Annotated in this window: 14 protein-coding genes; 7 read left to right on the forward strand and 7 right to left on the reverse strand. The window is 63.1% G+C overall.

Annotated features, from left to right (window positions below; translation table 11 throughout):
• A partial coding sequence (locus VIG90_RS16105) for a DMT family transporter (RefSeq protein WP_331594539.1) occupies nt 1-653 on the reverse strand: 653 nt, incomplete at its 3' end.
• 54 nt (nt 654-707) lie between these two features.
• Nucleotides 708-1,472 carry an AraC family transcriptional regulator gene (locus VIG90_RS16110; protein WP_331594540.1) on the reverse strand — a complete coding sequence of 255 codons (765 nt, stop codon included), beginning with the start codon at nt 1,470-1,472 and terminating at the stop codon, nt 708-710.
• A 453-nt stretch (nt 1,473-1,925) separates the two neighbouring features.
• On the opposite strand from VIG90_RS16110, the gene VIG90_RS16115 reads away from it, so the two are divergent.
• Entirely contained in the window at nt 1,926-2,831 is a 906-nt protein-coding gene (locus VIG90_RS16115; protein ID WP_331594541.1) for a macrolide 2'-phosphotransferase, read from the forward strand.
• A gap of 154 nt (nt 2,832-2,985) precedes the next feature.
• On the opposite strand, the gene VIG90_RS16120 is transcribed toward VIG90_RS16115, so the two are convergent.
• On the reverse strand, nt 2,986-4,197 hold the full coding sequence (locus tag VIG90_RS16120; protein WP_331594542.1) for a cytochrome P450: 1,212 nt from the start codon (nt 4,195-4,197) through the stop codon (nt 2,986-2,988).
• 263 nt (nt 4,198-4,460) lie between these two features.
• On the opposite strand from VIG90_RS16120, the gene VIG90_RS16125 reads away from it, so the two are divergent.
• Together VIG90_RS16125 and VIG90_RS16130 are read left to right on the forward strand one after the other, a co-directional pair.
• The gene (locus tag VIG90_RS16125; protein WP_331594543.1) at nt 4,461-5,228 is read left to right on the forward strand and encodes a helix-turn-helix transcriptional regulator; all 768 of its coding nucleotides are present in this window, start codon (nt 4,461-4,463) and stop codon (nt 5,226-5,228) included.
• A gap of 327 nt (nt 5,229-5,555) precedes the next feature.
• Nucleotides 5,556-6,986, forward strand: coding sequence for an FAD/NAD(P)-binding protein (locus VIG90_RS16130; protein ID WP_331594544.1), 1,431 nt, complete (start codon nt 5,556-5,558; stop codon nt 6,984-6,986).
• Here the strand turns inward: VIG90_RS16130 and VIG90_RS16135 are convergent.
• Complete coding sequence (locus tag VIG90_RS16135; RefSeq protein WP_331594545.1) at nt 6,919-7,947, reverse strand: DUF3089 domain-containing protein; 1,029 nt, start codon at nt 7,945-7,947, stop codon at nt 6,919-6,921. The genes VIG90_RS16130 and VIG90_RS16135 overlap by 68 nt on opposite strands.
• A gap of 445 nt (nt 7,948-8,392) precedes the next feature.
• Here VIG90_RS16135 and VIG90_RS16140 point away from each other — a divergent pair, with 445 nt between their 5' ends.
• The gene (locus VIG90_RS16140; RefSeq protein ID WP_331594546.1) at nt 8,393-9,475 is read left to right on the forward strand and encodes a helix-turn-helix transcriptional regulator; all 1,083 of its coding nucleotides are present in this window, start codon (nt 8,393-8,395) and stop codon (nt 9,473-9,475) included.
• Between the two features lie 59 nt (nt 9,476-9,534).
• Here VIG90_RS16140 and VIG90_RS16145 read toward each other — a convergent pair whose 3' ends face one another.
• On the reverse strand, nt 9,535-11,883 hold the full coding sequence (locus VIG90_RS16145) for a membrane-bound PQQ-dependent dehydrogenase, glucose/quinate/shikimate family (RefSeq protein WP_331594547.1): 2,349 nt from the start codon (nt 11,881-11,883) through the stop codon (nt 9,535-9,537).
• A 200-nt stretch (nt 11,884-12,083) separates the two neighbouring features.
• On the opposite strand from VIG90_RS16145, the gene VIG90_RS16150 reads away from it, so the two are divergent.
• Nucleotides 12,084-14,336: a TonB-dependent receptor gene (locus tag VIG90_RS16150; RefSeq protein WP_331594548.1), complete on the forward strand. Its 2,253-nt coding sequence runs from the start codon at nt 12,084-12,086 to the stop codon at nt 14,334-14,336.
• Nucleotides 14,337-14,599: 263 nt separating this feature from the next.
• On the opposite strand, the gene VIG90_RS16155 is transcribed toward VIG90_RS16150, so the two are convergent.
• Together VIG90_RS16155 and VIG90_RS16160 are read right to left on the reverse strand one after the other, a co-directional pair.
• Entirely contained in the window at nt 14,600-15,820 is a 1,221-nt protein-coding gene (locus tag VIG90_RS16155; protein WP_331594549.1) for an MFS transporter, read from the reverse strand.
• A complete protein-coding gene (locus VIG90_RS16160; protein ID WP_331594550.1) occupies nt 15,817-17,430 on the reverse strand; it encodes a thiamine pyrophosphate-binding protein in 1,614 nt (537 codons plus the stop codon). Before VIG90_RS16160 ends, VIG90_RS16155 begins: the two co-directional genes overlap by 4 nt.
• Nucleotides 17,431-17,718: 288 nt before the next feature.
• Between VIG90_RS16160 and VIG90_RS16165 the strand changes: the two genes are divergently transcribed.
• Together VIG90_RS16165 and VIG90_RS16170 are read left to right on the forward strand one after the other, a co-directional pair.
• Nucleotides 17,719-18,621 carry a TauD/TfdA family dioxygenase gene (locus tag VIG90_RS16165; protein ID WP_331594551.1) on the forward strand — a complete coding sequence of 301 codons (903 nt, stop codon included), beginning with the start codon at nt 17,719-17,721 and terminating at the stop codon, nt 18,619-18,621.
• A complete protein-coding gene (locus VIG90_RS16170; protein WP_331594552.1) occupies nt 18,618-20,330 on the forward strand; it encodes an N-acyl-D-amino-acid deacylase family protein in 1,713 nt (570 codons plus the stop codon). The genes VIG90_RS16165 and VIG90_RS16170 overlap by 4 nt, the downstream gene beginning before the upstream one ends.
• The last annotated feature ends 287 nt before the right edge of the window (nt 20,331-20,617 follow it).

The following is a 20,617-nucleotide window of genomic DNA, read 5'->3' on the forward strand; positions in this document are numbered from 1 at the left end:
GTGTCCAGGACCAGGGAGAGGGGCACAAGAGCCAATGCCTGAACGCCGGTGACGACGCCCATTAACAGGTTCCAGTCATGGGCCGATACATGCCGCAGCCGGGCGAGCCAGCGGCTGTTCCCGACGATGAAAACCGTCCAGGCGATCAAGGCACCGATCGCGCAGAGGAGCCCAATGGCCCTCTGGAGAAAGGGTCCGTCGGCGGGTACCGCCAGCGCCTGCCAGCCGATGCAGAAGGCCCCGCCAGCCGACAGAAGCAATGAGGGCAGCAGGCGCTGCAGCGGGACGGCGCCACGATCCCGGCTGCCGATGATGGTCACCGCCACCGGCATGAAACCAATCACGAGCGAGGTCATCGCAATGCCGCCCTTATGGATGGCGTTTGAAAGCAGGACATAATAGAGCGTATTGCAGGCGAAGCTGAGCCACACCAAGGCCAGCCACTCGCGCCGGCCGAGCCTGGGGACAAGCAGGCGCCAGCGCGGTGCAATCAGAGCCGCTGCGATCAGACCATAGGCAAGATAGCGGCCAGCGGCCAGTTGCAGGGGACTGAAATCACGGGCCAGCTCGGGCGCCAGAAAGACCAGACCCCACAGGGCGCCTGCGGCCATGCCGCACAGGATTCCGATGAACGTGTCTCTGCTGTTTGCCATGCCTACCTCCGCCAACGCGGGTGCTATGGCATGACACGGCACAGTTGTTCTTGATCAAGGCTCGCGTTTCTTAGACCCGGAGTCCTGTACCTGCCGCCGGTATGCCGCCGGCGTCAGGCCTGTTGCTTTCCGCATGGCCCGGGTGAGCGCGCTCTGGTCGGCATAGCCGCTGCGATAGGCCAGCTCGGCGATTGAGAGATCGGTCGTGCCAAGCCATTCACGGACGCGGTTCAGACGCAGCTGCGCCAGCCAGGCACGCGGCGTCGTATTGAATTCCTCCCGAAAGAGCGCGTGCAATCGGCTGACGCTAAGACCGGCCCTCTCCGCCATGGCCATCGCGGTCCACGGTGCACCGGGAGCCGCCTCGATCATGCTCAGAAGGGCCGACAGCCGCGAGCGAGGACGGGGCGGGGCACCATCAAGAGCATCGAGCAGAAGAGGTGCCCAGCGCTCGACCGTCTCTGCCGGCACGGCGGCGTCGGCGGCCATCAGGGCCATGTAATCCACCAGCTTGGTGGCGGCCGGTGACAGCGGGAGATAGGGTCGCCTGACCAGGCGGTCCTGCAACGACGGGGTGACATTTGCCGGGTCGAAGTCGAGGATGAACGAGCGATTTTCCCGATCGCTTATCTGGTCGTGGCGCGTCCGGGCTTCAACGAATGCAGCTTGGCCACGTCCAACCAGGCCGCCGCGTCCGGCAATGTCCATTTCAAGCGAGCCTACAAGCGGCAGTACAAGCTGCGCAAAGTCATGCCGATCAATGTTGCTTTGCGAACCGTAACTGCGGATGGCCAGAGAATATGGAAATGACGCAGACATGCCCTCTGGCATACCAGCTTTGCAGCCCGTTTGCATCCGTCATGTCAGTCCGGAAAATTCATGTCCCGCGGCATAGCTGTAAAAACGGGAGCCGAAACTGGAACTTGGCTCGATGAGAAGCGGGCCTTGCGTCTGAATAAACAGCCGGCTGCGCAGACGCGCTGCGCGCCAGCGTTTGCCCTTTGACTCATGACAGTCCCGTAGGTGCGACGGCACTCGGCGATTATTCTGCTACCTCCCACGGGCGGCAGCTCTCATGCTGATGTATCCATGCAATAGGCCGCACTCGCGTCCGATGGCACCGCGGCCTCACCTCGGACGGGATCGGGGTTTTGCCGCCTCGACCTCCCTGTAGCGCATAACGGAGTGTGGAAAATGATGGTCCCCTGGGTTGAATATCTGCGCCGGGGTCGCGGCGTGACATCACGCATCGGCTTGGGATAGAGTGCCGCAATGTCCAGTCCGACGAGCACCCTTGCAGAGTCCATCGCCGACATTGCCGCCCTCAACGGCCTTGTCATCGATCCGTCCTCGGTTTCGCTCAACGAAATGGGCCTCGACTTTCGCGTCGGCTTCGCCACCGCCGTAGATGGACGGCGCTGGGTGCTTCGCATGCCGCGGCGTCCTGATGTCATGACACGCGCCCAATCAGAAGCCGCTGTATTGGCGATGCTGCGCTGCCACTTGCCGATCACCGTCCCTGACTGGCAGATCTTCAGCGAGGATCTGATTGCCTATCCGATCCTGCCGGGCCTGCCGGGCCTGACTTATGACCCCACAACCTACGAGGTCACCTGGCACTTCGATAAAGACTCTCCCCTCTTTGTCGAGACTCTCGGCGCCGCCATCGCCGCACTCCACGCCATCCCGCGCGCGGCTGCGATCAATGCCGGCATGGCGCCGAACACCGTCGCTGATGTACGCCAGAAGCTGCGCACCGATCTTGATCGTGTAAAAGACAGGTTTGAAGTTCCTGCCCACAAGTGGGATGGCTGGCAGGCGTGGCTCGCCGATGACAGCTATTGGCCCCATGAGACAGCCGTGGTTCACGGTGATCTTTATGTCGGTCACGTCATGGTCGAGGCCAATGGCCGCGTCACCGGCATGATCGACTGGACCGAGGCGCGCCTTGGCGATCCGGCCATTGATCTCATCGGCCATATCAAGGGCTTCGGCCTGGAGAGCCTGCCGGCCCTTATTGAAGCCTATCGCGCCGCCGGTGGCCGTGTCTGGCCGCGCTTGACCGAGCACTGTCTCAAGCTCCACTCCGCCGCCGCCATCGCCTATGCCCTCTTTGCCCTGATACCCGGCGCTGAGGATCACCATGATGCTGCACAGGCACAGCTCCTGGCACCTTGATCACGCGGCCATCACTGGCCTCCAGGTTTGCGCCGACATGCACACCGGCTTGGCTATGGCCCTGGTCTGATCGACGAAGCCGCGCCCGATCATGAATTGGTCGGAGCTGAAGCGACACTTTTCAGAACGCCTGATCGTGAAGGTCATTCCGTGCTCAGGCATCCCATTCGAGTGGCAGGCTCTTCAGCATCATGGTGGCGCCCGCCGCGTTCTCGATGACGGCTCCCGGGGCAACACGCAGGTTCGGCATGCGCGGGAGCAACTCCTCGATCATGATCGTCAGCTGGGTTCGGGCAAGGTATGCCCCAATGCACAAGTGCGGCCCTGAGCCGAAGCCTAAGTGCTTGACCCGGCGTCCCTTCCCGCGTCCGAAGTCAACCCGCAAGGGATCCGGGAAGGCGCGGGCATCAAGGCCCGCGATCGGCGTTGCCGCGCAGACCGGATCGCCCTTCTTGAACGCGACGCCGTGGTATTCGAAGTCCTTGGCCGCTGCACGGCCGATGAAGGAAATGCCGAAGCGGCGCAGCATCTCCTCAAGCGCATAGGGCAGCACGTCCGGGTGGTCGAGGAGGTGCTGGCGGTGCTCCGGGCTCTCAGCCAGGAAGCGCATGATATGGGTCATCTGGGACGTGACCGTATCAAGGCCGCCCGAGAACAGCATCATGGTGATCGAATGCATCTCGGCAAAGCTCAAAGGCCGCCCCTCGAGGCGCGCCGCCACCAGGGCCTGGAACATGGAGCCCTTGTTCTGCTCAGGGTCGGCGAGCTGCTCGGTCAGCCACTCCTGCACGAATTCGTTGGCCCCGATAAAGCCAGCTGCCGTCTCCTCGGCCGACCGGCCGCGGAAGATCAGGCGGATCCATTCAAGGCACCTGTCCCTGAGCGCCAGGTCTGCCCCCATCATGCTGAGGAAGATGTCGATCGGCAGCTTGTAGGCAAAATCATGGACGAACTCGCACCGGCCCGGCTCGAACGCCTCGAACAGCTGCAGACAGAAGGTGCGCGTGTCCGGCTCGAGCGTTGAGAGCGCCCGCGGCGAGAACAGCTTGTTGGCCAGGATCTTGCGGTACCCGGTGTGCTCGGGCGGATCGAAATTGTTGGGAATGAGCGGCGTTGCGTTCTCCAGCTTCGGGATCGCAAGAGACGTGGCGGTGAAGAGATCATGGCGGCTGAAGACGTCGTCGATCAGCTCGGCTCGTGTGACGACCCAGTAGCCGCCCAGGTCGGGAGAGAAGAAAATGTCGGGCCGATCGTTGAGACTGGCGATATAGCCCCAGGGGTCACGGCGGATCGCCTCGTCATTCCGAAAATCGAAGCGAAGCACGCGCTCCGGCGGAACATGCGCAGGAATGTCGGCTGTTTCCATGGTAAAGCACTCCCCCGATCCATGCCGCCCCTTGGGCGATTGTTATGGCTTAGAAGTGCAGCAGCACAGTCCCCCGGGCAAGAAGGGCGACCGCATCCGAATGGCCATCCTTATGTGACATGGCCATAAAAGCGCACGATACAGATTGACCTTTGCGACCGGCTTCCCAGAATAGCAGCATGGCCGACCCACCGAGAATTCTGGCGCAGATGTCCTTGCCCATAGGCGAGGCGCAGATCGCTGAATGGCACTGGCCCTCGCCGATGGAGGCCACCACCTGCGAGGATCGGCATATGATAGAGATGTCGTTGCCGCCGCTCGCCACCGACGGCACGGGCTGCTTTCCAGAGATTGCCCCTCGCCGCTTCAGCCATATCGGCAACGTCTTTCTGCGGCCGGCCGGGCTTCAGTTGTATTCACGAAGCGACGGCGGCCATATTCGGATTGTGCGCCTTGCTGTTTCCCGCGACTGCTATGAAGCCACGAGCGGTCACAGCATTGCTGCTGATCCAGACATACTCAGGATGTGCCTTGATCTGCGCGACGACCGGCCGCGCGGCCTGCTGAAGCAGATCCATGGGGAACTGGCAGCGCCCGGCTTTGCCAGCGCGGCTTTGCTGGAAGCCTATGGAACCGCGCTCATCATCGAGACCGCCCGAAGCATAGCGGAGCGTCAGGAGCGACATGCGAACCTGGGCCGTCTGGCCGGATGGCAGTATCGCAGGGTCTGCGAACGCATAGAGGCAGAAGGTCCGGCGCCGAGCCTTGCGGAACTGGCGTCACTGTGCGGCGTCAGCATACGACATTTCAATCGTCTCTATCGCGCCCTGACCGGCGAGAATGTGACAGCCCACATTGCGCGCACTCAGGTCAGTCGGGCGATGGTGCTGCTCACGGATGAAGCCCTGCCCCTAAAGGAAGTGGCGGCGCGTCTCGGCTTTACCCATCCGGGCAGTTTTTCAGCAGCCTTCCGGCGCGCGACCGGCATCAGCCCGAGCCGCTACCGCCAGCAGGCAAAATGGCGCTTGTGACGCGGCAGGAGCGTGCGGTTCTCGGCGCAGATTAAAGCTTACTGGTAGGGTGAACCGTTGTTCAAACGGTCAGCCGCCCGGACCGAGACCAGAAAAATTTTCGTCTGTAGGGCGCGGGCCCTGGGCGTTGCTTGGTCATCATCAAGACATTAATTCTTATAAGCAAAAATTCATATCTCGTTTCCCTGATCCGGCAAGAAACGGCGCGTGGCCCAGCCTGGGCCGGGACCCAACTTCGAACTGTCACGGTTTACACGACTAAATCTATAGAGTATTATTTATTAACAATACCGTAGCCGCACAAGGATTGCATCTGATATGCCCAGCATGAGCAAGCACATAGCAGTTATCGGCGGCGGCATAAGCGGCGTCCTTCAATCCCTGGCCCTGCTCCGCCACCCCGGGATCCGGGTCACTCTGGTCGAACGGGACGCAAAGCTGGCCAGGGGATTGGCTTATAGCACACCACACCAGAGCCATCTCTTGAATGTACGCGCCTGCAACATGAGCGCCTATGCGGATGCCCCCGGCCATTTCGCCGAGTGGCTGCAGGCAAGACATCTGGGCAGACCCGACGACTACGTCGCGCGTACGATCTATGGGGATTATCTTGAAGACCAGCTGCGCACCGCTCTTGCGGCATCGGACGGCCGATTGCACGTCGTACGGGGCACCGCACTCGATCTACAGCGGGCCGGAGATCGAGTGCGCATTGCAATCGACGGACAAGATCCGCTCTTTGCAGACAGTGCTGTTCTGGCTCTGGGGCATTTGAGACCCCATGCCCTTGGTGCAACATCGCCCGAGGCCCTGGGCGGAGCCTACATCAACGACCCCTGGGCAGGCGAAGTCTCCCAGATCCGCAGCAACGACGGTACAGTTCTGCTGGCGGGCACCGGAATGACCATGATCGATATTGCGCTGCAGCTTCTCGACCAAGGTTTCGGCGGCAAGATCATCGCCGTGTCTCGCCGCGGGCTGCTGCCCCTTTCCCACACCGATGAGGCCCATCCTATACCGCTGCGGGAAGCCTCTGCTGTCACGCCGCGATTATCGGCCCTCGTGGCCGAGACGCGGGCGGTGGCAAAACAGATTGACTGGCGCACTGCAATCGACCAGCTTCGGCCCCACCTGCAGTCCCTCTGGCAGGCCGCAAGCACGGACGAGAAGTCCCGTTTCCTGCGCCACCTGCGGCCGTGGTGGGACATTCACCGCCACCGGCTGTCACCGTCCGCCAGCCGCCGTATCGAGGCCTTGGTGGCGGAGGGCCGCCTGACCGTCATTGCCGCAAAATTGCTCGCCTTTGAGCGCGCCGGCGACGGCATTCGCACCCACTGGCGCGCCCGCGGCACGGATATCGTGCATGCGCAGACCGTCAGCAGGGTCATCAACTGCACCGGCCCGGGATGTGATGTTGGAAAAAGCCGCAATCCCTTACTGCAGAACCTGCTTGCAGCAGGCACGGTCCGCCCGGGATTTGCCCGGATGGGGCTTGATGTGACCGCCCGCTTCCAGGTCATCGACAGCCACGGCAGGCCCCTGCGCAACCTTTATGCCCTGGGCCCCATGACGCGCGGCGCCTTCTGGGAAATCACGGCCGTGCCGGAGATCCGCACCCAAACGGTGCAGCTGGCCGAGATCCTGGCTGCGCCCGGCAAGGGCGCTCGGACACCTGCCCGCGCACCTGATCTCACTCCGACCCGTCGCTGTCGGGGCGCGCAAGCGCATGCCAGGCTTTTGCTCTCTGCTGGGCATTGACGCGGATGTCGCCCCAGAAAAGGGCAATGTCGCTCATGTGCAGGTTACCACCCGGCAGGCGATCGGAGATCTCAAAGCCTGGGGTCACCTCTACCCGCAATATGCCTCCATCGCAGCGCGCCGCGACCTTTCCATGCGCCAGCGGCGGCAGCGGCCCCTCAACGGGCGGGCCCGGCAGAATGCCCTTGCCACTGCCAAATCCCATGGCTGGTCGCGCCGCGTCAAAACTCATCGGATTGACACAGACCAGATGACTGGCCTCGGCGGGCCCGACGTAGCGTTTGAGGGAGCGCGTCACGTATTGCGCCGTATCTGCATTCGCATCGAAACTGTTCCAGCTGACCATGCACCTGGTCTGGGTTGGCGTCGCGCACACCGGCAACCCCTCGCTCAGCATGCCGACCGGAATACCGATGCCCGGCAGGTAGGCTGCAATCATGCGGTCGAACAGCGCCGAGCCGACGATCCTCTCCTGGACCAAGCGCAGGCCATGCAACGCCCCCTGGCTATGGCCGGCGATGATGAACGGGCGCCCGGCGTTCTCGTGCTCGAGATAATATTCGAACGCACGCAAGACGTCCGCATAGGCGAGCTCGTACGCCTTGGCCCCATCGCCGTCAGAGTCCAGAAATGCGCGGGAGGACGCCTGCCGGTACCGAGGCGAGAAGGCGCGACAGCAGGCCGAGAACGCCGATACCTGGCGCTGCACAACGCTGACATCCGTCCAGCGGTTGGTTTTCTCATCCCGAACGTCCTGATTCCAGGCGCGGGACCGAAAGGTGGTCGGGTGGATATAGAAAACATCGGCCGCTTGCCCGACCACCGCACCTGGCCGATCGCCATAGGCTGCCCAGCTGCCAGCAAGATGATAGTCCGGCGCGGCCGGCGGCGGCGCCTCGTCGAACATGACTTCCGGTGGGCGCGGACTGCTTGCCATCAGCATCAGACCGGCCATGAGCATACCGATCTGACGGCCTAGAATCCTGACCATATAAACCCCGCTGTCTCCCCTCTATCGGCGGCACTGCTTATGGGGTTCAATTGCGCGGGACTTCAATCGGGCATCACGGGCCCTATCCGCAGGCTGAACGGTAATGCGAAAAATAATCCCGCAATTGCCGGCCTCGCTGTCTATGGCGCCTGACATTCAGGAACTCTCGCCAAGGAATTAAGGATCAAACAACTCAGCGACCCTGCCTGTAGGAGAGTTGCCGGGCCGGTTCTCTGGCAATGCTACCTGCCAATTCTGCAAGCTTTGCTCTGCATCCTGTCCTCACAGTGTCATAGCGCACACCATCTGCCTTCCCCTCGCTCTTAAATCCTATAACTTTACAAAAATGGAACGGGCTTGATGCAGGGTATTTGCAATATGGGGGCGGCATAACATGGCACCGGAGAGGCAGGCCTTGGACAGTCATTCTGAGTATGAGGCACTGCTCGATGCGCTCTCGACCAGCATCGCCGAGGTGCCAACCTGGCAGGGGTTTTTGTGCGCTGCGCGCGATGCCCTGGGAGCGGATCACGCCGCGATCGTCTATGGTCTGTGGGCCGAGCGCAAAGAAGCGGATCCGGTCTTTTTCGTCGACGCCCCTGGCTCGCAGGAAGCTGCCGAGGCCTTCTATCAGGCGTATATGGCATCAGGCCGGACCGGCACCGGGGAGGCCTGCTGCCAGACAACACCAGCAGCGCCCGACTCCGAGACCATGATCAACGGCCTGACGCTTCAGTTCGAAGAAAACGGGCGGACCATTCATGTCCTGTTCTGGCGAAGGGCCGGGGGCGAGAGGTTCAGCGAGGCCTCCCGCCATTTGCTGACGCGCCTCATGACGCCGCTGAAGCGCGGGATTAGGGTCTTCGAGCGGATTGTCAACCTGGAGCGACGCCAGATCGTCCTGAACGCAGCGATCGAGACGGCCGACATTGGTGTGATCCTCGCCACGGCCGATGGCGAGCCGCTGCTGACCAATTCGATTGCAGACACCCTGCTTGATCAGAAGGACGGCTTGCAACTCGTCCACGGGCGTTTGCGTGCCGTCAATCAGACGGATACTGCAAGCCTGCTGACGCACATCCGCTGCATGGCTGCAGAGCAGCAGGCCGAGCATGACTGGCGAATCTATACGCCCTTGGCGCTTGCGCGCGAGACCAATCCCCTGCCCCTGACCGTGATCGTCAGGCCTGGTCCGGCGTTTCGCCCGCTCAAAAAACCACTTTTGCGCACCGCCATGCTCGTACTGCGCGATCCAGGCCGGCGGCCGATCATTCCCAGCGCCACGCTGGCGCGGCTGTTCGGCCTGACGCCGGCCGAATCCCTGCTCGCAAGCGAGCTGGCACGCGGTGCGAGCCTTGACGAGGCAGCTACCAACCTGAACATCAGCCGGAATACGGCCCGGACCCAGCTGCAGTCCGTCTTCATGAAGACGGGTGTGAACCGCCAAGGCGAGCTCGTCAGAATGCTCCTGACCTCAGCCGCTGCGCTATCCCGATAAGGCCCGCCCAGCCGGGCGGGCAGGCCCCCGCCTCGTTCTTTGCGCCGCGAGCCTGGTCCTCAGTCGGGCAGACCATAGGCGACCACATGGTCGCTGATCGGGGTCTGCATGAACTGATGGCCACCCGATGCGATAACGACGAACTGCTTGCCGGTCTTTGCCGAGACATAGGTCATAGGCGTCGCCTGACCGCCAGCAGGCAGGCGCCCCTTCCACAGTTCCTTGCCGGTCTCGACATCAAAGGCTCTCAGGTAATCGTCGAGGGTCGCCGCGATGAAGACAACGCCGCCTGCTGTCACGACACTGCCACCCTGGTTGAAGACCCCCGGGACGGCAACGCCCAGCGGCGCATGGTCCCGGGTCGTGCCGAGCGGTCGCTGCCAAAGGAGTGTGCGCGACTTCAGATCAACCGCAGAGAGCAGCCCCCAAGGCGGCGCGTTGCAGGGAACGCCCAGCGGCGAGACGAAGGGGCGCTCGGTCCTCACCGCATAGGGCGTCCCTAGCATCGGGGAAATGGCGGCTCTGCCATCCAGCACGATGTCCTCACCCTGAGGCGCGTCGGCGCGCGGCACCAGAGTGACGATGAGAGGCATGTAGGAGGAGTTCACGAGCATGACGGAGCGGCGCTCGTCAACCGAGACACTGCCCCAGTTCATGATGCCGTTGTTGCCCGGGAAGACCAGCGTCGGCTGGGTCGAGGGTGGGGTAAACTTGCCCTCGTACCGCAGGCGGCGGAACTGGATGCGGCACCAGAGCTGGTCAAGCGCCGAGATCCCCCACATGTCCGTCTCGACGAACGACCGCGGCGTAAAGCTCAGCGCATCGGACGAGGCGGGCTGGGTGGCAGAATAGTGCTCGCCTGCCATTGTGCCTGCCGGTACCGGGATTTCGCGCACCGGCACCAAAGGTTCTCCCGTCCGCCGGTCCAAAAGGAAGATTTCGCCATGCTTGGTCGGCTGGAGAAGTGCAGGTACCGTCTGGCCGCCCATCGGCAAGTCGACGAGGACCGGCTGGGAGGCCACATCATAATCCCACAGGTCCCGGTGCACGGTCTGGAACGACCAGCGCAGCTGCCCGCTCCCGCCGTCAAGGGCGACAACCGATGCGGAATGGCGCTCCAGGTCCGCATTTCTCAGCCCGCCAAAATGGTCCGGCGCCGCGTTGCCCGTCGGGATGTAGACCAGCCCCAGCTGCTCATCGGCGCTGAACAGGCTCCAGGCGTTCGGCGAGCCGCGGCTGAACTCTGCGACAGCCCTTTGTGCAGCATCAAGCGGAGCGCCCGGATCCCAGGCCCAGCGCTGCTCGCCCGTGACGGCATCAAAAGCGCGCACGACGCCCGAGGCGGCATCGGTCGTCATGTTATCGAGCACAAACCCGCCAACGACCGCATTGCCGGCAATGATCGTCGGCGGTGAGGTGACATAGTAGTGACCGGGCTTGACGGGGCCGAGGCCCTCCAGAAGCGAGATCTCGCCGCCCTGGCCGAAAGACGGGCAACGCTCACCGGTTCTGGCATCAAGCGCCAGCAGCCGGGCATCGACCGTTGCCACCAGAATGCGCCGGACACACTGGGAAGCGCCGGCATCCGGATTTTCATAGTAGGTAACGCCACGACAGATCAGCATTGGCACATGCCCGGCATCAACCTGAGGATCGTGGCGCCAGAGCTCCTGGCCGGTGTCCGCATCCAGAGCAATCACGATGTTACGTGGGGTGCAGAGATACAGGACATCGCCCACCTTGATCGGGGTTGCCTCGAACATCTGCGCCGACCGGCTTTTCGACCCCGGCGGGGGTAGATCCCCGGTGCGGTAGGTCCAGACGGGCTTCAGCTCATGTACGTTCGCCGGCGTGATCTGCGCAACGGGGGCATAACGCGTGCCGGCTGCATTGCGGCCGACCACCGGCCATTGCGTGCCGTCCCCCGCCTCCTGGCTGGCAAGTGCTGCAATCTTTCCGCCTCCGGCCGGCTCGGGATCGGCAAGGCCACTCACGACCATGACAAGTGCAGGGACGATCGCACCTGTCCAGCGCAGCGTGCCATGAAACCTCGGTGCATCGCTGCGGCTTCCAGCCACCTGGCGCCACATCCAGGGCATGGCGAGCCACGCGGCCAGCACGGCGGCCCAACCCAGATACGGGAGGAGCAACCAGAACCGCAGCCCGACGCTGGACAAGCCCCACAGCGCGAGCATCAGCACCATTATGAAGAACAACGACGCGCCCCAGACATTGCGGCGCAGGAGCAGGACACTGGCGGCAACCGCGGCCAGACCAAGAGGCGCATAAAGCACTGATCCGCCAAGGGCGGCGAGCCAGACCCCGCCAAGCGTGAGCCATAGACCCGAGAGCAGAAGACATGCGCCCAGCAACCACAGTTGTATTCGCCCCAGAGTCATGATCGCCATCGCCCCCCCTTTTTTGCCGGATCACGTGACGCGTGAAACAGCCTTTAGGTGACTCTACCGCCGAAGAGTTGCTGGTCTTCATGCATATGCATCATGTCCGCGTTCAAGCCGGGCCATACCCTCGCCAGGACGAAACGTCAGGCCAACAAAAACAGGCTGCAAGATCAGCCGGCTGGCCCTTTGGGGAGGAAAAAGTAGTGTTGAAGCACAGCTTAATTCTGTCGACAGCAACGATCGGCCTCTGCTCTTCACTGGCACATGCCGCCGCGCACCAGGCGGTCACAGGTGCGAGTGCACAGCCGGAGACGCACCACGCAAGCCGCGCCAGTGATTTTCAGGATATTGTCGTCACTGCGCGCCGGCGCGAGGAGTCTTTGCAAAGCGTGCCGGTGGCAATCAGCGCCGTAACGCCTGAAGCGCTGGAGCAGAAAGGAATTCGCTCGGTCGAGGACCTGCGCGTTGCCGTGCCGGGTCTCAACATTTCCGGTCAACGCCGCGGTGAGGCCAGCTTCTACATTCGAGGCCAGGGCCCTGGCATCTTCAATACCGGTCAGCGGAATTTTACCAGCGTTGCAATCTATTTTGCAGAAGTGCCTGCCGACATCGCCGGCTCCGGCACCTTTTACGACCTGGCCAACGTCCAGGTTCTCAAAGGGCCGCAGGGCACCCTGTTCGGGCGCAACACTACCGGCGGCGCCGTCCTGTTCGAGCCCAAGCGCCCGACTTTTGACGCCGAGGGAACCGTAAAGGTGACGATCGGCAACTATGATTATCGGGATGTTGAGGCCATGCTCAATATTCCCCTTGTTCAGGACATCCTCTCGATCCGCCTGGCCGGCACGGCCTCGGCCCGTGACGGCTACACCACGAGCATCATAACCGGGCAGGTTCTGGATGAGCGCAACTACCACGCTTACCGTGCGTCCGTCCTGTTCACCCCCTTCGACGACTTCGAGAACCTGACGATTGTCGATCGTGCCGAGCGGGATCAAAGCGGCACGTCTGCCATCCTGCGCTCGGTCAATCCCGAGCACCCCCTGGCTGCGGCATTCCTGCCCTATCTGCGCCAGCAGCAGGCCTTGGGTGTCCGCAAAACCATGATCCCGACAGCCGTTTATGACCGCGGCTACTCCTTCGGCGTTACCAACAAGACCGTCTGGAATGTGAGCGACACCCTGACGCTCAAGAACATCGTCTCGTTCCGCAAGAACCGCACGGACCGGGCAAGCGATTATGACGGCACTCCCGTACAGACCTTCCTGATTGAAAACGCGCCGCCCGGCCGGGATTGGCAGTATGGCCAGGAACAGGTCACTGAAGAATTTCAGATCCAGGGCAAGGCCCCTGCACTCAATCTGAGCTATATTCTGGGTTTCTACCACGAAGTCTCGAAACCCGGTTTCCCGCAGGAGATCCGCCAGAGCCTTTTTGGCACCATGACCGTGCGCCATCTCGACAGTCATGATCGCAGCGATGCGGTCTTCGCGCACGCAGAACTGGAGCTGTCCGATCAATGGCAATTGAGCGGCGGCTTCCGTCATACCTGGGACAAGCGCCGGGCCAGCATCAGCGTTTTCAATGCTGCAGGCCAGTGCACCCAGCAAGTTCCGCCGGGCGTCGGCCCCATCATGTGCCCCTTCTCGGCCAAAGGCAATTTCAAGGCGCCGACCTATGACGCCACCCTGCAGTATAGCTTCAGCGACCGGGCGTTGACCTACATCTCCTACCGCCACGGCTACAAGAGCGGCGGCGTCAACCTGCCAGCGCCGACCCCTGAGTTCACGTCCTTCGACCCGGAATATGTGGATGAGTTCGAAATCGGCCTCAAGGCTGACTGGGACATCGGCATGCCGCTGCGCACCAACCTCTCGGTCTTCCTCGACAAATACAAGGATATCCAGATCTCATCGCCGGTGGTCATCCCCAATGTTGCCATCGTCTCGGTTGTCCAGAATGCGGCAAAGGCCACGAACAAGGGCATTGAGTTTGAAGGCACGCTGCAGCCAACAGATACCCTCTCGATCGGCGGCTTCTTCTCCTATCTTGATGCCAGCAGCGATGTGACGGTACCGGGCACTGGCGCCGTCAAAGGCCGGCAGACCGCCTTCCAGCCGAAGTGGAAATTTGGCCTGAACGCCCGGCTCGATGTGCCCCTGGCGGACGACGTCGGCGACCTTGCCGTTAGCGCGGATTACAGCTGGCAGAGCCGGACCAATACCAATGAAGTCAACCCTGCCGTTGTGACCACCTATCCGAGCTATGGCCTGCTCAATGGGCGGATCGAGTTCAATAATATTGCCGAGACGGGCCTGGACGTGGCCATCTTCGGCACCAACCTGACCAACAAAAAATATATTCTGGGCGGGTTCCCAATGGCGACCCCGATGGGCTTCGAGACGGCCCTTTATGGCGAGCCTCGCATGTATGGAATTTCCGGTAAATTCCACTTCTGACCCTGGAAGTGGCACGAACGCTGCCTCCCTTGCTGACCGAGGTAAGGGCTGCAGGAATGCCGGGTATGGCCAGTCGGCCGTACCCGGCATTTTTTTGCATAATCCGTTCGTCTCTCAAGCGGTCCGCTAAAGCCCGGACCGAGGTGAACCTGGACCTTTATAAAACGGGCCCGTGCCTGTTCGGCCATGCATCCTGAATAAACAAAAGCCAGCCCTTGGCGTTCAGGCCAAGGGCTGGCTTTTAAAAATACGAGAGACCAGATCTACAGTTGCTTGTGGCCTGGCCTTCCGATTGTAAGAGCGGCCATCAGTGCCACCAGGCCAAGCCCGATGTAGATCAAGAACGCCTCCTGATAGCTGCCGGTGCGGTCATAGCTGTTGCCAATGAGAAAAATCGCGCCAAGCAGGAGCGGCATTTGCACCGGCACCATCAGGCCCATGACCGTCCCGAACGAGGCGACCCCAAAGCGGCTGGAGATGAGCGACGTCCAGACCGGCGAGGTGCCGCCAATCGCGGCCCCTGCGGCAAAGCACCCGCTGATCAGAACCGGATAGGACGGAGCCCAGAGCAGCAGCGCCAGAAACACTTCCGCCAAGAGGGCCACCAGCGCTAGAAGCAGGCGCTTGTCGACCAGATCCGCAAGATAGCCGATCACGAGCTTGCCTGCGATCGACGACGCCGAGACCGCCGTGACCAAAGCTGCGGCCTGCGCCGCTGAAAAGCCGCGATCCGTACCGTAGGCGACCAGAGAGCTCAAAAGCCCCTGGCTTATGGCCAGCATCAGACCAACGGCCAAGACCAGGAGCCAGAAGTCGCGCGTGCGCAGCAACGTCGCGGTTGTCCATGTGGCCGACGGAATGGCCGTGGCTGCACTGACGCTGGCATCAGGCCGGGCGCGCTCCCGCACGGCCACCACTGCCAGCAGGGCAACGACACCGGCAACGACGAGCCCGGTGGCCTCGACCGCCCGGCGCCACCCCCACTCCTCGATCAGGTACGCCATGGCCGGCACCATGACCATTCCCCCAACCGACATGGATATGGCCGCGATTCCCAGTGCGCGGCCACGGTTCTCGTCGAACCAGCGCGCCACCAGCGTCGAGCCGGGCAGCGGCCCCAGCATAGCGCTGCCAAAGGCAAGGGGCAGGAACAGCGCCGCCGCCAAGACCCAGAGCGCTTTGGCCTGGGCGGCGATGAGCGCGCCTGCCCCAAACAGGAGCGCGCCGGCCAGCATGATCCAGCGTGCCGGGAAGCGATCAAGCGCCCGTTCGATAAATGGTGAGGCGACCGCCATGCCCACAACCAGGAGCATGATGCCCAGGTTGACGGTGCTGCGGGCCACACCGAACTCGGAGGTTATTGGTTTGACGAACAGGCCGAAGCCAAAACTGGTGCTCCCGATCGCCAGCATCTGCGCCAGGAACACTACGCCAAGGATGATCCATTTATAGGAACGCCCGGCAATCTTGACCGGCCCGCTCACAGGGTCAGGAGTTCCATGTCGGACAGGTCGACCTCGATCAGGCACGGCCCGTCAATCGCTGCCGCACGCCCAAGTGCGTCGCGGAAGCCCTCCGGGGTCGCGACACGCTCCGCCGGCATGCCCATGGCCCGACCGATGCCGACAAAGTCCGGGGTGTGCAGGTCAACGGCGTGCGGCGCAACGCCCACACTTTTCTGGAGCATCTTGAGGACACCATAGCCCTGGTTGTTGAAGACCAGCAGGGTCAGGGGCGCATTGACTTCAACTGCAGTCGCCATCTCGCCCAGATTGAGCATGACGCCGCCATCGCCATGGATCGCAACCGTGCGGCGGCCCGTCCCGACGGCCGCACCGATGGCAAGGGGCAGGGCCGGACCGATCGCAAGGCTGGTGATGTAGGTGAAGCCGCGAAAGGTGCGCACCGGCAGGCGGTACGTGCCCCAGGTGTTGGCGACCATCGTTGCATCGCAGACAATGATCCGCTCCTCAGGCAGCGCCTCATCAAGAACCTCGCAGAGACGCACATGCTTGTCCCCGATGCGCCGGGCCGAATCCTCGAGCATTTCCCGACCAACCTCTCGCGCCAGGTGCAGGAATGCCGGCTCGGGCGAACCTGCCGGCAGGGCGGCGCGCAGCGCGTCCATGGCCTTTGCAGCGTCCCCGACAATCCCGGCGGCAGCCGGGTAGTTGCGGCCGATCATGGACGGATCGATATCAACCTGCACCAGGTTCCTGCCAAGCGGCAGGGACCAGAAGCCGGATGGCACCGCCTGGAAGCGTGTCCCGATCGCCAGGACAAGATCAGCCTCCTCCAGCAGTCTCCTGAAGGCCGGGTAATGGGTTGCACTGCCGACCACGAGCTCGTGATCTGTCGGAAGCGCGCTGCGGCCGTTGGGCGTTGTGACGACCGGGGCCCCCAGATGCTCGGCGAATGCGCGGACGGCCTCTTCCGAGCCGCTGCGCACGCAGCCGCCGCCCAGCCAGAGAAGGGGACGACGGGCAGCGCCGATCAGCGCCGCGGCCTTGTTGACCGCCTCGGCGCTCGGGACGACGGGGGCAACGGGACGCGGCGCCGGAAAACTGGCCGGTGCCGGCTCACCGAGCAGATCCGTTGGAATCTCGACGGCGCCCGGCTGCGGCCGCCCGCTCAGGATGTCGCGGCCGAGCCTTATAATCGTATCGTAGAGGTCATCGGCATTGAGGACCCGCTCGGTTCGACGGGTGACGCTCTGGAGCATGGCAAACTGACCCTCGGCGTCATGGATGAAGCCCTTGTCCCGGCCGAGATGCACCCGATCGACCTGGGTCGTGACCAGCAACACCGGCGAGGAGGCAAAGCCCGCCTCATACAGACCGTTGACCGCGTTGGCCGTGCCCGGTCCCGTACTGGCGATGGCAACGCCAAGACGACCGGTCGCCCGAGCATAGCCATCGGCCGCGTGGACGGCGCCTGCCTCATGCCGGGCACCGATGACACGAATCTTCTCCGAGCGCGACAGCGCCTCATAAAGCCTGAGGTTCTGCTGGCTTGGCACACCGAAAACACATTGGACGCCAAGCGCCTCAAGTGCTGCAACAACAGCCTCGCCGCCATTTACGGCCTCGGTCATCGTCTGTCTCCCCCTCTGTCATTTCTGAATATCGCGTCCCGGGCTGCAGCCGCCATGGCTGCGGAATTTCGGTCAAAATGCGCCTCGGTCCGGCCTCGTCTCCTTCCGATGATGCGGCGGGAGCGGCCGGCTCACATCACGCAAACGGATGACGGCGCCAGCGGCCAGTGCTGCCTGACCGCATATTTTTTGGTTGTCGCGGCGTTGTTCATGCATCTGCATGATGTGCCTTGCCGCTGCGGATGATCTCATCGGTCCAATCGGCAATCGAGATGAGAAAGTGATGCCATGACATTCGACCTTCGCCCTCTCAGCGCTGGATTTGGCAAAGAGGTGGTCGGCCTCGATATCGAGAGCGGCATCGATCCGCAAACCGCTGCGGCCCTGAAGGCGGCCTGGCTGGAACACGGCGTTCTGGTGTTCCGCGGCCAGGGAACGTCCCCGGAGGTGCAGCTCAAGCTGAGCCGTTGCTTCGGTGAACTCGAGCCTCACCCGATCGAGAAGTTCCGCCTGCCGGAATGCCCGGACCTGATCCTGCTGTCGAACGAGAACGGCCCCATGGGGCCGGTCTATGAGTTCGATGGCATCCCCATTACCCAGCGCATCCCCTGGCACACGGATCTGGCCTTTGCGACGACGCCCAACGCCGGCGCGCTCCTGCGGATGGTGCGCAAGGTCCAGGACGGCGGCCAGACGGGCTGGCTCGATACGGCTGCTGCCTATGACGCGCTGGATGAGACCACCAAGGCAGAGATCGCCGATCTGGAAGCCGTCTATCTGTTCCGGCCCGGCCTCGAGGAGATGCGCTTCAATAATCCCGGCGGCAAGCGTCTCAGCCCCCGCAAGGAGGGCTATCCCGACTTCCCGCCAATCGCCAATCCCTTGGTGTGGACTCACCCCGAGACTGGGCGCAAGATCCTCAACATCAGCACGCTGAACATCGACTATGTTATCGGGCAGCGCAACGAGAAGGGCGACGCCCTGATCCGCCGTTTGATCGAGCACGCCCTCGACCCCCGCTTTCAGTACATCCACGAGTGGGAGAACAATGATATGGTGCTGTGGGACAACCGGCGCACCATGCACGCGGCAATGGGCCATCCGGTCGATCAGATCCGCATCGTTCATCGCACGACGATCAAGGGCCATGTCGCCATGGGCCGCGTCTACACGCAGGAGGTGCCGGCATGAGCCAGTTCGACACAGTTATTCGCGGCGGCACGATCGTTGACGGCACCGGCGGCGAGCCGTTCGTGGCCGATGTTGCGATCAAGGATGGCCGGATCGCCGACATCGGCCAGGGTCTGGCCGCCGGCCGCTCGGAAATCGATGCGCAAGGCCGGCTGGTCACGCCCGGTTTTGTCGACATCCACACCCATTATGACGGGCAGGTCACCTGGGACAACCGGCTGGCGCCCTCCTCCTACCATGGCGTCACAACAGCGGTGATCGGCAATTGCGGCGTCGGCTTTGCTCCCTGCCGGCGCGACGAAGCCTCCCGCGAGGGACTGGTGCGCCTTATGGAAGGTGTTGAAGACATTCCTCACCCGGTGCTTACCGCCGGTCTGCCGTGGACCTGGCAGACATTTCCGGAATACCTGGATTACCTGGCCTCGCGATCCTTCGACATCGATGTGGTCTCCTATGTCCCTCACGCCCCCTTGCGGGTCTATGTCATGGGCGAGAGGGGCGCCAACCGCGAGCCTGCAACCGAGGCCGATATCGGCGAGATGTGCCGCCTTCTTGGCGAGGCCCTTGATCTGGGAGCGGCGGGCATCGCCACGTCCCGCAGCCTCTTCCACCGCTCCAGCGACGGCCGGGCGACCCCGACCTATGACGTGGCCCAGGCCGAGCTGCTGGCATTCGCGCGCGTGCTCCGGGAGAAGGGCAAAGGCGTCTTCCAGATCGTCGAAGACCTGCACCTGCCCACGGCCAGTCTGGCGCCGCTACGCGAACTCGCAGAAACCGCGGGACGCCCCCTCACCTTCCCGATCGGGACGGGCAACACCGGGCCGTTCCGGTACCCGAGCCTGCTTGAGGAGCTCTCCGCTGCCAATGAGGCGGGCGTTGTCATGAAAGGTCAGCTGATGCCGCGCGGCATCGGGATGATCCTCGGGTTCGAGCTCACCCTCAATCCGTTCTACACGACGGCGACCTACCAGAGGCTGGCCAGCCTGCCCCTTGCGGCGCGGCTGCGGGAGCTGCGCAAGCCCGAGGTGCGGGACGCGATCCTGGCCGAGCCGATGGACCCGGATCCGGCGCTTGTCCTGGGGCGCGTCGTGCGCGACTTCGAGCATATGTTCCTGCTTGGGGACACGCCAGATTACGAGCAACCTCCCGAGCTCAGCATTGCCGCCCGCGCCAGGGCCGCCGGCATGACGCCGGAGGCATTCGCCTACGAACTCCTCATTGAAGGCGAGAGCGGCGGGAAGCTTTACCTTGCAATGGCCAACTTTGCCGAGGGCAAGCTCGATGCCGTCGGCCAGATCCTCTCGCATCCCGATGTGGTTCTGGGGCTCGGCGACGGCGGCGCCCACGTCGGCACCATCTGCGATGCCAGCTATTCGACCTTTGCGCTGACGCACTGGGCGCGGGACCGCAAGCGCGACCGCAAGTCGATCCCGGATGTGGTCCATCGCCTGACTCAGGCGACCGCGCGCATCCTCGGCCTCAAGGACCGCGGCGTACTGGCGCCGGGCCTGCGGGCCGACATCAACGTGATCGACCTTGATCGGCTGAGCCTTTTGCGACCGGAGGTGCACTACGACATGCCCGCAGGCGGCCGCCGGTTGCTTCAGAAGGCGAGCGGCTATGATGTAACCATGGTCGGCGGCCAGATCGTCTACGAGGACGGCGCGCCGACGGGCCAGCTGCCCGGCAAACTCGTGCGCGTGAACTGAACGGATCCAGCCGGACGCTCAGAGCGTCCGGCGCCGTCGGCAGGAGGGCAGCCATCCGTCAGCGCCGAACGTCCGACGCTGTAGACCAGTCTGTGCAGCTCTTGCCATCAACGGAACCTCTCGAAGCGCCTCCGGAGCAATGACAGCACTGCCGGGCAAGCGACATCCTGCGAACTCACGGCCTTATTCTGCTTGCAACAAGGCCCCCTGCATTGCACCTGAGGCCGGGCTGCAGCGCCATTGGTCGGCGGGCTATACCCGTCTGGATCCGACGCCCATGGGCTTAT

Source organism: Pedomonas sp. (assembly GCF_036515995.1).
GTDB lineage: Bacteria > Pseudomonadota > Alphaproteobacteria > Sphingomonadales > Sphingomonadaceae > Pedomonas.

What these genes read in the sequence shown, in the direction of transcription:
- VIG90_RS16160 (WP_331594550.1), bottom strand. Translation starts at nt 17,430, where the DNA reads ATGACCGAGGCCGTAAATGGCGGCGAGGCTGTTGTTGCAGCACTTGAG.
- VIG90_RS16135 (WP_331594545.1), bottom strand. Translation starts at nt 7,947, where the DNA reads ATGCTCATGGCCGGTCTGATGCTGATGGCAAGCAGTCCGCGCCCACCG.
- VIG90_RS16145 (WP_331594547.1), bottom strand. Translation starts at nt 11,883, where the DNA reads ATGGCGATCATGACTCTGGGGCGAATACAACTGTGGTTGCTGGGCGCA.
- VIG90_RS16170 (WP_331594552.1), top strand. Translation starts at nt 18,618, where the DNA reads ATGAGCCAGTTCGACACAGTTATTCGCGGCGGCACGATCGTTGACGGC.
- VIG90_RS16120 (WP_331594542.1), bottom strand. Translation starts at nt 4,197, where the DNA reads ATGGAAACAGCCGACATTCCTGCGCATGTTCCGCCGGAGCGCGTGCTT.
- VIG90_RS16125 (WP_331594543.1), top strand. Translation starts at nt 4,461, where the DNA reads ATGGAGGCCACCACCTGCGAGGATCGGCATATGATAGAGATGTCGTTG.
- VIG90_RS16130 (WP_331594544.1), top strand. Translation starts at nt 5,556, where the DNA reads ATGAGCAAGCACATAGCAGTTATCGGCGGCGGCATAAGCGGCGTCCTT.
- VIG90_RS16110 (WP_331594540.1), bottom strand. Translation starts at nt 1,472, where the DNA reads ATGTCTGCGTCATTTCCATATTCTCTGGCCATCCGCAGTTACGGTTCG.
- VIG90_RS16165 (WP_331594551.1), top strand. Translation starts at nt 17,719, where the DNA reads ATGACATTCGACCTTCGCCCTCTCAGCGCTGGATTTGGCAAAGAGGTG.
- VIG90_RS16115 (WP_331594541.1), top strand. Translation starts at nt 1,926, where the DNA reads ATGTCCAGTCCGACGAGCACCCTTGCAGAGTCCATCGCCGACATTGCC.